This window comes from Cupriavidus sp. 21MJTG02-4 (assembly GCF_057798975.1).
Genome location: NZ_JBYOJP010000002.1, coordinates 357652 through 367798 on the forward strand (window position 1 = coordinate 357652; position 10147 = coordinate 367798).

A 10147-nucleotide genomic window follows, 5' to 3' on the forward strand; every position below is an offset into this window, starting at 1 on the left:
GCCGCATGGCCGACGAACTGCGCTTCTTCCTGACCGCGCTGGGCTACTTCACGCGGGTGCCGTTGCCGTCGCCGCTGGCGCGCTGGGTCGGCTACGAGCCGCGCTACCTGAACGCGGCCGCGCGTTACTTTCCGCTCGTGGGATTGATGGTCGGCGGCGTAGCCGCCTTGGTGACGTGGGGTGCGCTGCAGTGGTGGCCGCCCGGCGTGGCGGTGCTGCTGGGCATGGCGGCCACGTTGCTTCTGACCGGCGCCTTCCATGAGGACGGGCTGGCCGATTGCGTGGATGCCTTCGGTGGCGCGTGGCGGCGCGAGGACGTGCTGCGCATCATGCACGATTCGCGCATCGGCGCGTTCGGTGCCATCGCGCTGGTGGTGGCGCTGCTGCTCAAGTGGCAACTGCTCGTGGCGATCGGTGCGCGCAGCGGGCTCGCCGAGTTGTTTCTGGTACTGGTCACCGCGCATGGCGCCAGCCGCGCCATGGCCGTGAGCTATCTTGCGACGCTGGATTACGTGCGCGACGAAGGCAAGGCCAAGCCCGTGGCGCAGCGGCCCGGCGCGGCGGGACTGGTATTTGCGCTGCTGTGCGGCGCCGCGCCGCTGCTGCTCGTGTCGCCAGCCTTCGCAGGCGTCGCGATTGTCGCGCTGGCATTCCTGCGCTTCCTGCTGGGCCGCTACTTCGTGGGCCGCATCGGCGGCTACACGGGCGACTGCCTTGGCATGGCGCAGCAACTGGCCGAACTGCTGATCTACCTGGTGGCCGCGGCATGGACGTGGTCCTGATCCGCCACGCGCGGCCCGACGTAGGCTCCGGCATTTGCTATGGCCGCACGGACCTGTGCCTGGCTACGCCAGTCACGCCGGCCCCGGCCGCCATCATTGCGGCGCTGCCGACACCGCATCGCGTGCTGACCAGTCCGCTGCAGCGCGCTGCGGACACCTCCCGGCTGCTGTTGCAGGCCTTGCCTTCGCATTCGCTGGAGCCCGAATTCGAACCTCGGCTTGCCGAGATCGACTTCGGCGCGTGGGAAGGCCGCGCGTGGGACGACATCCCACGCAGCGAACTCGATGCGCTGGCGGATGACTTGCTCGATGCCTGCCCGCACGGCGGCGAAACCGCGACGCAGGCCCTGGCGCGCGTATCCGGCTGGGCGGCTGCGCTGGCACCGCAGGCCTCGCCCGATGCCTGCCTGTGGGTTGTTGGCCATGCCGGTCCGATGCGCATGCTGGCCGCGCACTGGCTCGGCTTGCCGCTGGCAACAACGCTGGGCTGGGAGCTGGGCTTCGGCGCGAGCTGCCTGTTCCGTCTGGGCAACGGCATGCCGCAGCTCGCGTGGTGGAACCGCAGCGCTGTCTGATCAGCGCGCGGGCCGTCGGCTGCGCGCCGTGTCGAGGTCCTTGCAGATCTGGTCGGCGCCTTGAACCACGCGCGGGCCCGCACGGCTGACGAGGTCGCCATTGATCGTGAACAAATTGCCACGCGCGACCGCGGTGACCTGCTTCCATTTCTCCCACATCGCGAAGTCCGCCAGCGGCCGGTCCGATTGCGTGGCGCCTGTGCCCGCGGTCAGCATGACTTCCGGATTGCCGGCCACCACGGCCTCCACGGACACGGTAGGCACCAGCGGAGACTCGGCGGCAAACAGGTTGCGGCCGCCGCACAGCGCTAGCACGTCGCTCATCAGATGCTGGCCGTTCAGCGTCATCAGCGGCTGCTGCCACACCTGGTAGAACACCGTGACGGGCGGCTTGCTCGCATAGGTCTTGCGCAGCGTTGCCACGCGCTGGCGGAAATCCTCCGCGGCGCGGCGGGCCACGGCTTCGGTGCCCAGCAGGGTGCCGAGCTTTTCGATATTTTCGGGGATGGCATCGAGCCGGCGCGGCTCGCTGTAGAACAGCGGCAGGCCCAGCGAGCGCAGGCGGTCGGTCTGCTTCTGCGCATTCCCGTGCCGCCACACCACGATCAGGTCGGGCTTGAGCGCGGCAATGCGTTCGAGGTCCAGCGCCTTGTTGTCGCCCACGCGCGGGATATCGCGCGCCTGCGGTGGGTAATCGCTGTAGTGCACAGTGCCGACGATGCGCTCGCCGCCGCCCGCGGCGTAGATCAGCTCGGTCACGTGCGGGGCCAGCGATACCACGCGTCGCGCAGGCTGGGCGAGGGTGACGGTCTGGCCGGCGTCATCGACGACGGAAATGGCGGCCATGGCCGGCGCGGCGGCGCAGAACCATGCAGCGGCAACGAGGCATCGGATGAAGGTCATTCGATCAGGCATCGGCTCGATGAGTGAGTTCGCGGTGGTGGCGTTCAGCTGTGCAGCACGGCAGCCAGCGCGGCTTCCAGGTGCTGCCACGCGTGCGGCGTGTCGGGCGGCAGCCCGAGTCGCAGCCCCGGGGGGCAGTCTCCGGCGGCATCGAAGCGGCGGGTCCACACGCCATGCCCGGCCAGCGCATCGTGCAGGCGGGCCGCGTCTTCATGGGCCACCCAGCAGAACAGTGGTTGCATCACCGGCTGCAAGCCGCAGCGGTGCAGCAAGGCCGCGAGGCGCTCGCCCGATGCGGCAAGCGTGTCGCGGTTGGCAGCCTGCCAACTGGTGTCGGCCAGCGCCGCGCGCGCGATCACGCGCGCCGGCCCCGACACGGTCCAATGGCCCAGGCGCTCATCGAGCGCCTCGAGCAATGCGCGTTCGCCGAGCACGAAGCCGCAGCGGACGCCGGCCAGCCCGTAGAACTTGCCTAGCGAGCGCAGCACCACCAATCCCGCTGCGCCGCTGTGCGCGGCGATGGAGTGTCCCGGCGTGCAGTCGATAAAGGCTTCGTCGACGATCAGGGTACCGCCTCGCCGGGCGAGTGATGCGTGCCAGTTCAGCAGCGTTTGCGGCGGCAGCAGCCGGCCGGTCGGATTGTTCGGGTTGACCACGACAAGGTGGTTCAGGCCATCCGCCAGCGAAGGCTGCGCGAAGTCCGATTCGCCGAGCAGCACGACGCCATGGCCGGCGGCAGCGAACGCGGGCGCGTACTCGCTGTATCCGAGCGCGGCGACGCCGACGCGGCCGCGTTCCAGCAGTTGCGGCAGCGTGCGGATCGCCGCCTGCGAACCGGCAACCGGCAATGCGTGTGGCGCGGCGAATGCGTGCGCGGCGTTTTCCGCGAGGCCGTCGTCATCCTCGGGCAGGCGCTGCCATGCGTTGGCCGGAATCGGCGGAACGGGATAGCTGGTCGGATTGATGCCGGTGGACAGGTCCAGCCATTCGGCGGCAGGACGCCCATAGCGGCGCACGGCAGCCTGCAGGTCGCCGCCGTGGCGGATGAGGGGCAAGGCGTGTCTCATATCGCCAGCGGTGTGGAAAACGCGTACAGGGCCGCAGCGCTCGCGAGAGCCAGCGCAAGCCACAGCCACAACGTGCGCCGCACCAGCCGCAGGCAGGCCAGCACATGGGCGGCATCAGGCCGCGCACCGGTGCCCAGCGGCGGCCGCGATTCGAGTTCGCCGTGGTAGCGGGCCGGACCACCAAGCACCACGCCCACTGCGCCAGCGCCAGATGCCATCACCGGACCCGCGTTCGGGCTGGACCAGGCCGGTGCCTGCGTCCGCCAGCAGCGCAGGGCCTGTGCGGTGGCGCCGAGCAAGGCGTAGGACAGCGCCGTCAGCCGCGCAGGCGCGAGGTTGAGGGCATCATCCAGGCGTGCGGCAGCCCAGCCGAAATGCCGCAGGCGCGGCGTGCGGTAGCCCCACATGGCATCGAGCGTGTTGGCCAGCCGGAACGCGACCACCGCGGGCGCACCGCCCACGAGGAACCAGAACAGCGCGCCGAAGATGGCATCGTTGCCGTTCTCCAGCGCCGATTCGCACGCGGCGCGTGCCAGCGCTTCGCTGTCGGCATCGGCCGTATCGCGCGACACGATGCGCGCGGTCAGTGCGCGCGCCGCGTCAAGGTCGGCGCGTGCCAGCGCTGCGGCAATCGGGGCGATGTGCTGATGCAGGCTGCGCGCGCCCAACGCGGCGTAGAGCGCCACGACGTGCACGATCCAGCCGACCCACGGATGCCAGCCCGTTGCGACATCGGCCAGCAGCGAGACCAGCGCCGTTGGCACCAGCACCATCAGCGACCACGCGGCAAGCCCGGCCAATCGCTGGCGCCAGGCAGGCGTCGTTTGCGGAGAACGGTTGAAGCGGCGTTCCACGGCATTGGCGAGACGACCGAAGCCGACCAGCGGATGCCAGCGTCTCGGCTCGCCCAGCCATTGGTCCAGCAGCACGCCGGCCAGCGCGGCGGCCGCGCATGCCGGCCAGGACAACATGATCATGCCGGGTCGGCGCCCTTGACGGGAACGGGAATGCCGGCGACCAGCAGCCGCACGCAATCGGCGGCCGCGGCCAGCTTCTGGTTCAGGCGGCCCAGCTCGTCGACGTAGAAGCGCGTGATGGCGCCCATCGGCACCACGCCGAAGCCGATCTCGTTCGAGACCAGGATCACGTGGCCGGGCAGCGTGGGCAGGGCGTTGAGCAGCGCGTCGATTTCTTCGGCGAAGATGTCCGGCGGGGTGATCACGCCATGCTCGGGATACGCGCGGTCCTTCGGGAACAGCAGGTTGTTGAGCCACAACGTGACGCAGTCCACCAGGATGCAGCCGTCATGGCGCGCATGCGCGTAGAGCGCATCGGCCAGGCGCACCGGCTCTTCGATCAGGTGCCAGTCGGCCGGGCGGCGGGCGCGGTGCAGCGCGATGCGCAGCTCCAGCTCCTCGTCGGTCTGGTCTGGGTCCTGGCGCGCGGTGGCAATGTAGGTGACCGGGCCGCCCCTGATGGTGGCGTGGTCGGTCGCCAGTTGCTCGGCGTAGTGGCTCTTGCCCGAGCGGGCGCCGCCGAGCACCAGCGTGAGCTGGCGCGGGCCATGGCCGTTCGCGGCCCGGCGGGGCTCCGCCGCCGTGGCGGTCGCGGTATCGGTGGCCGGTGTTTCCATCCGGGTATTGTAGCGGTCGCATCCGCTGGTCGCACGGACCGGTGAGATAATCGGCCGCTATGCAAAGTGATGCTTCTGAAACTACGGACCACGTCGACACGGGTGCCCTGCGCGGCACGCTGATGGTCCAGGGCACGACTTCCGACGCCGGCAAGAGCACGATCGTCGCGGGCCTGTGCCGCGTGCTGGCCCGCGCCGGCACGCGCGTGGTGCCCTTCAAGCCTCAGAACATGGCGCTGAACAGCGCCGTGACGGCCGACGGCGGCGAGATCGGCCGCGCCCAGGCGCTGCAGGCGCTGGCTGCGGGACTGGCCCCGCATACCGACATGAATCCGGTGCTGCTCAAGCCCAGCAGCGATACCGGCGCGCAAATCATCATCCACGGCCAGGCGCGGCTCGACCTCGATGCGCGCGCCTATCACGCGTACAAGCCCGAGGCGATGAAGGCCGTGCTGGCTTCGCACACGCGCTTGACGCAGGCCTATGACGTGGTCGTGGTGGAGGGCGCCGGCAGCCCGGCCGAGATCAACCTGCGTGACCGCGATATCGCCAACATGGGGTTTGCGGAGCGTGTCGATTGCCCGGTCGTGCTGGTGGCCGACATCGACCGCGGCGGTGTCTTCGCGCACCTGGTGGGCACGCTGGACTGCCTGTCGGAGAGCGAGCGCGCGCGCGTCACCGGCTTCATCATCAACCGCTTCCGCGGCGATATCGGCCTGCTGGAGCCCGGGCTGGACTGGCTGGAGGCGCGCACCGGCAAGCCGGTATTTGGCGTGCTGCCCTACCTGCACGGCCTGCATCTCGATGCGGAAGACGCCATCATCGGCACGCAGTCGGCCAAGCAGGGCGCATCCGAGACGCTGCTGCGCGTGATCGTGCCGGTGCTGCCGCGGATCTCGAACCATACCGATTTCGACGCACTGCGGGCCCACCCGCAAGTGGACCTGCGCTTCATCGGACCGGGCATGCCGGTGCCGGCCGCGGATCTCGTGATCCTGCCCGGCAGCAAGAGCGTGCGTGCCGACCTGGACTTCCTGCGTGCCAACGGCTGGGAGCCCGCGCTGCGGCGGCATCTGCGCTATGGCGGCAAGATGATCGGCATCTGCGGCGGCATGCAGATGCTGGGCCGGCAGATCCATGATCCCGCCGGGCATGAAGGCCCGGCCGGCAGCAGCGCGGGCTTTGGCTGGCTCGACTACGAGACGACGCTCGCGCCGCACAAGCAGCTGCGCCATGTCGGCGGCCGGCTGTCAGGCGCGCAGGCGGCAGTCAGCGGCTATGAGATCCATATGGGCGTGAGTACCGGCGCCGGGCTCGATCACCCGGCACTGTGGCTCGACGAGGGCGACGGCAAGGCGCGCCCCGATGGCGCCTGTTCCGAGGATGGCCAGGTGCTGGCGACCTACGTGCACGGCCTGTTCGACGAGCCGGCGGCTTGCCAGGCGCTGCTGCGCTGGGCCGGGCTGGACGGCGCGCAGGGCGTCGACCTGGCGGCCTTGCGCGAAGCGTCGATCGAGCGGCTGGCCGACAGCGTCGAGAGCCACCTCGACCTGCGCGCCATGTTCGCGCCGCTGCGCCGCTAGCGGTTGTTCGGCGGGGTAGCCAGGCCGCGGCGGGCTGCTGATACAATTGCGAATCTTTCCCATTTGCATCGCTGGGCCGGGGCAGGCACCCTACGCCATTTCCGCCAGCTTTCGCATTCCCTTCTGTCGCCCCATGGTCACTGGCCGCCTCCGCGTCGTCATCGTCAAGCTGCACCTGTATATCGGGCTGGTGTTCGGCCTGTTGTTTGTCCTCATGGGGCTCACGGGCACCACCATCGCGTGGCGCGACGAGCTGGATGCGTGGCTGAACCCTGACCTGCTCGTGGCATCCGCGCCAGTGCCGATGCCGGTGTCGCCCGATACGGTCCAGGCCGTCACCGAGCGGCTGTCCGTCCCCGGCTACGGCAGGCCCAACCTGCTGATGCTGCCGGTCGAGGAACATGGCGTCTTTGTTGCCTGGTATCCGGTCAAGGGGCCCGATGGCGCGGTGCCGGGGCGTTCGCGCCAGGTCATGATCGATCCGGTCACGCTGCAGGTGAAGGGCGAGCGCGTGTGGGGCGAGCCCGGCCTGACGCGCCAGCAGCTGCTGCCCACGCTGTTCCACCTGCATCGCTACCTGCTCAGCGGCGACACCGGCAAGACCATCACGGGCGTGGGCGGCATGATGCTGCTGATCACCGTGCTGCTTGGCATCGTGGCCTGGTGGCCGAAGCTGCGGCCGCGTTCGGTGCTGCAGGCGTTCCGGATCACCCATGGTGGCTCGTGGTCGCGCTTCAACTATTCGCTGCATCGTGCGGGCGGCATTTTTGCGGCACCGGTGCTGGCGGTCATCGCCTTCTCGGGCTGGTATCTGAACCTGCCGAAATGGGTCACGCCGATCGTGTCCAGCGTGATGACGGTGACGCCGCCGGCCAGGCACGTGTCGGCGCCGGCCGAGCCCGGCGCGCGGCCGCTGGATGCAGCCCGGATGATGGCAGCGGCCCAGGCGGAATACCCGCATGCCGCCGTCACGCGCATCAGCTTTCCGCGCAAGACCGGCGATGCCTACGAAGTCCGGCTGCGCCAGCCCGGAGAGGTGCGCCAGGACAGCGGCGCCACGCGCCTGTGGCTCGATGCCTATACGGGCCGGCGGCTCGGCGTGCGCGACCCCGCCGATGCGCCGGCCGGCGACACCTTCCTGAACTGGCTGTTCCCGCTGCATACCGGTGAGGCCTTCGGCATACCGGGCCGCATCTTCATTACCGTCTTCGGCCTGGCGCCACTGACGTTCGCCATCACGGGCGTGCTGATCTGGTGGAAGCGGCGGCGCGGGCATCAGCGCCACATGATCAAGGCCGGCCAGCGGGCGAGCATGCGCGGCACGGGCAAGGCCGGCGCCTGAAATGCAAAGAGCAAGCCCCGGGGGCTTGCTCTTTTTGTCTGGTGGGGCGGCGCGTCGCCGCCGGGCTCAGATTTCCAGATTGTCGATCAGCCGCGTAGCGCCGAGCTTGGCCGCCGTCAGCACCACCAGCGGCTCGCCGGCGGCGAATTCCTCGGGCGTCGGCGCCTGCAGGTTGCTGCGCTTGCGGATGGCCACGTAGTCGGGCTTCCAGCCGCGCTGCGCCAGGGTGTCGCACGCGTTGGCCTCGACGGTCGCCAGCGCGGTGGCCGCGCGGTCGCTGCCCAGCACGGTGTCGCGCACGTCATGCAGGGTGCGGTAAAGCATCGGCGCCTCGGCGCGCTCGGCTTCGGTCAGGTAGCGGTTGCGCGACGACAGCGCCAGGCCGTCCTCGGCGCGCACGGTTTCCGCCGGCACGATCTCGATCGGCAGCGCGAACTGCTGGACCATGCGGCGCACGATCATCAGCTGCTGGTAATCCTTCTTGCCGAACACCGCCACGCGCGGCTGCGCGCAGGTGAACAGCTTCATCACCACGGTGCAGACGCCCTTGAAGAAGCCCGGGCGGAACTCGCCTTCCAGGATGTCGCCGAGGTCGTGCGGCGGATCGATGCGGTACTCCTGCGGCTCCGGGTACATATCGCGCTCGGTCGGCGCGAACAGCACGTACACGCCTTCCTTTTGCAGCTTTTCGATGTCGTCCTGCAGCGTGCGCGGGTACTTGTCGAAGTCCTCGTTCGGTCCGAACTGCAGGCGGTTGACGAAGATGGACGCCACCACCGGGTCGCCGTGCTGGCGCGCCAGCCGCATCAGCGACAGGTGGCCTTCGTGCAGGTTGCCCATGGTGGGGACAAATGCGGCCCGGTTCTGCCCGCGCAACTGGTCACGCAGCTCGTGGATGGAGGAAATGACTTTCATGAACGTGGTGTGCTGTCGTGGTATGGGTGACCCTGGCGCCTTCTGGCGGGCGCCCCGACATGCCCGGCGCACCTTTTGCGGACGCTTCCCGGGTTGTCGGCGGATTGTAGAACATGTAGCCACGCGGCGGGCGCGGCGCGACGGGGAGGTCAGGCGGGGGTGTACGCCAATCGCACATAAATTGGCGCGAACGGCTCGGGCTGGGTGATCTCCACCAGGGACTCGCGCGCCAGTTCCAGCATGGCGATGAAGTTCACCACCACCACCGGCACGCCCTTGCCGGAGCGGATCGCATCTTCGAACAGCTCGGTGAACTCCATGAAGCGCGCATGCTGCAGCCGGCGCAGGATCTGGCTCATGTGCTCGCGCACCGACAATTCCTCGCGCGAGATCTTGTGGTGCTGGTTGAGCTTGGCGCGCTTGAGCACGTCGGCCCAGGCCGATTGCAGGTCGATGGTTTCCACGTCCGGAAACCGCGGCGCCAGGCTCTGCTCGATATAGACCTGCGAGCGCAGGAAGTCGCGGCCCAGCTGCGGCACGGTATCCAGGCGCTGCGCGGCCAGCTTCATCTGCTCGTATTCGAGCAGCCGGCGCACCAGCTCGGCGCGCGGATCCTCGGCATCCTCGTCGCTGTCGGCCTTCTTGACCGGCAGCAGCATGCGCGACTTGATCTCGATGAGCATGGCCGCCATCAGCAGGTACTCGGCCGCCAGCTCAAGGTTGGTCTTGCGGATCTGCTCGATGTACGACAGGTACTGCCGCGTGACCTGCGACATCGGGATGTCCAGGACGTTGAAGTTCTGCTTGCGGATCAGGTACAGCAGCAGGTCCAGCGGACCCTCGAACGCTTCCAGGAAGATCTCGAGCGCGTCCGGCGGGATGTAGAGGTCCTGCGGCAGCTTGAACAGCGGCTCGCCGTACAGGCGCGCGAACGCCATGCCGTCGACCACCTCGGCCGGGCTGCCCGATTGCGCAGGCGGCCCCGCAGGCAGTTCCACGGCAGGCTTCAGCTTGTCCTGATCGCTCTGGTTCATGGATGGCGCGCGGTAGCCGCGACGTCAGCGCGGATCAGTTGTCCAGCGAGTAGACGTAGGGCTTTTGCGTCACGCGCGAGGCTTCGGCGCGGGCGCGTTCCTCGAGGTCGATCGGTTCCTTGTCCCACAGCAGGGCGCGGCCTTCGCGCTGCTCGGCTTCGAGGGCGGGACGTTCCTGCTTGAGCGACTTCAGGAACTGGGTGATTTCCGATTCGTACATGGCCATGGTGGGATTTCTGGTAATGCGCCGCCAAGGCGGCATGAAAGGTACGGTGCGGCAGGATTTTACAGTATCCCGCCCCTGGAACGGTCC

General features: G+C 68.9%; 11 protein-coding genes. 4 read left to right on the top strand and 7 right to left on the bottom strand.

The genetic code is table 11. The features are described 5' to 3' along the window. The first annotated feature begins 5 nt into the window (after positions 1-5). On the top strand, positions 6-782 hold the full coding sequence (locus AC3FKH_RS04905; RefSeq protein ID WP_488673403.1) for an adenosylcobinamide-GDP ribazoletransferase: 777 nt from the start codon (positions 6-8) through the stop codon (positions 780-782). Further along, the gene (locus AC3FKH_RS04910; protein WP_488673405.1) at positions 767-1357 is read left to right on the top strand and encodes a histidine phosphatase family protein; all 591 of its coding nucleotides are present in this window, start codon (positions 767-769) and stop codon (positions 1355-1357) included. The genes AC3FKH_RS04905 and AC3FKH_RS04910 overlap by 16 nt, the downstream gene beginning before the upstream one ends. Here the strand turns inward: AC3FKH_RS04910 and AC3FKH_RS04915 are convergent, their stop codons facing one another. From AC3FKH_RS04915 to cobU, 4 genes are read right to left on the bottom strand one after another with little or no spacing between them, the layout of a single operon-like run. After that, positions 1358-2260: a cobalamin-binding protein gene (locus tag AC3FKH_RS04915; RefSeq protein ID WP_488673407.1), complete on the bottom strand. Its 903-nt coding sequence runs from the start codon at positions 2258-2260 to the stop codon at positions 1358-1360. A 44-nt stretch (positions 2261-2304) separates the two neighbouring features. Then, positions 2305-3327 carry a threonine-phosphate decarboxylase CobD gene (gene cobD, locus AC3FKH_RS04920; protein ID WP_488673409.1) on the bottom strand — a complete coding sequence of 341 codons (1023 nt, stop codon included), beginning with the start codon at positions 3325-3327 and terminating at the stop codon, positions 2305-2307. After that, positions 3324-4304 carry an adenosylcobinamide-phosphate synthase CbiB gene (gene cbiB, locus AC3FKH_RS04925; RefSeq protein ID WP_488673411.1) on the bottom strand — a complete coding sequence of 327 codons (981 nt, stop codon included), beginning with the start codon at positions 4302-4304 and terminating at the stop codon, positions 3324-3326. Before cbiB ends, cobD begins: the two co-directional genes overlap by 4 nt. Next, positions 4301-4960, bottom strand: coding sequence for a bifunctional adenosylcobinamide kinase/adenosylcobinamide-phosphate guanylyltransferase (cobU, locus tag AC3FKH_RS04930; RefSeq protein ID WP_488673413.1), 660 nt, complete (start codon positions 4958-4960; stop codon positions 4301-4303). Before cobU ends, cbiB begins: the two co-directional genes overlap by 4 nt. Before the next feature lie 122 nt (positions 4961-5082). On the opposite strand from cobU, the gene AC3FKH_RS04935 reads away from it, so the two are divergent. Continuing rightward, entirely contained in the window at positions 5083-6543 is a 1461-nt protein-coding gene (locus AC3FKH_RS04935; protein WP_488673845.1) for a cobyric acid synthase, read from the top strand. A 133-nt stretch (positions 6544-6676) separates the two neighbouring features. Beyond that, the gene (locus tag AC3FKH_RS04940) at positions 6677-7885 is read left to right on the top strand and encodes a PepSY-associated TM helix domain-containing protein (protein WP_488673415.1); all 1209 of its coding nucleotides are present in this window, start codon (positions 6677-6679) and stop codon (positions 7883-7885) included. 66 nt (positions 7886-7951) lie between these two features. Here AC3FKH_RS04940 and panC read toward each other — a convergent pair whose 3' ends face one another. From panC to AC3FKH_RS04955, 3 genes are all read right to left on the bottom strand, one after another. Beyond that, positions 7952-8800 carry a pantoate--beta-alanine ligase gene (panC, locus tag AC3FKH_RS04945; RefSeq protein ID WP_483709038.1) on the bottom strand — a complete coding sequence of 283 codons (849 nt, stop codon included), beginning with the start codon at positions 8798-8800 and terminating at the stop codon, positions 7952-7954. Positions 8801-8949: 149 nt separating this feature from the next. Then, positions 8950-9834 carry a segregation and condensation protein A gene (locus AC3FKH_RS04950; protein WP_488673417.1) on the bottom strand — a complete coding sequence of 295 codons (885 nt, stop codon included), beginning with the start codon at positions 9832-9834 and terminating at the stop codon, positions 8950-8952. 34 nt (positions 9835-9868) lie between these two features. After that, entirely contained in the window at positions 9869-10060 is a 192-nt protein-coding gene (locus AC3FKH_RS04955; RefSeq protein ID WP_488673419.1) for a DUF3460 family protein, read from the bottom strand. Positions 10061-10147 lie beyond the last annotated feature (87 nt).

Bases quoted from the DNA above. Each gene is read 5' to 3' on its own strand.
- cobU (WP_488673413.1), bottom strand. From the start codon at position 4,960: ATGGAAACACCGGCCACCGATACCGCGACCGCCACGGCGGCGGAGCCC.
- cbiB (WP_488673411.1), bottom strand. From the start codon at position 4,304: ATGATCATGTTGTCCTGGCCGGCATGCGCGGCCGCCGCGCTGGCCGGC.
- AC3FKH_RS04950 (WP_488673417.1), bottom strand. From the start codon at position 9,834: ATGAACCAGAGCGATCAGGACAAGCTGAAGCCTGCCGTGGAACTGCCT.
- cobD (WP_488673409.1), bottom strand. From the start codon at position 3,327: ATGAGACACGCCTTGCCCCTCATCCGCCACGGCGGCGACCTGCAGGCT.
- panC (WP_483709038.1), bottom strand. From the start codon at position 8,800: ATGAAAGTCATTTCCTCCATCCACGAGCTGCGTGACCAGTTGCGCGGG.
- AC3FKH_RS04915 (WP_488673407.1), bottom strand. From the start codon at position 2,260: ATGACCTTCATCCGATGCCTCGTTGCCGCTGCATGGTTCTGCGCCGCC.
- AC3FKH_RS04955 (WP_488673419.1), bottom strand. From the start codon at position 10,060: ATGGCCATGTACGAATCGGAAATCACCCAGTTCCTGAAGTCGCTCAAG.
- AC3FKH_RS04910 (WP_488673405.1), top strand. From the start codon at position 767: ATGGACGTGGTCCTGATCCGCCACGCGCGGCCCGACGTAGGCTCCGGC.
- AC3FKH_RS04935 (WP_488673845.1), top strand. From the start codon at position 5,083: ATGGTCCAGGGCACGACTTCCGACGCCGGCAAGAGCACGATCGTCGCG.
- AC3FKH_RS04905 (WP_488673403.1), top strand. From the start codon at position 6: ATGGCCGACGAACTGCGCTTCTTCCTGACCGCGCTGGGCTACTTCACG.
- AC3FKH_RS04940 (WP_488673415.1), top strand. From the start codon at position 6,677: ATGGTCACTGGCCGCCTCCGCGTCGTCATCGTCAAGCTGCACCTGTAT.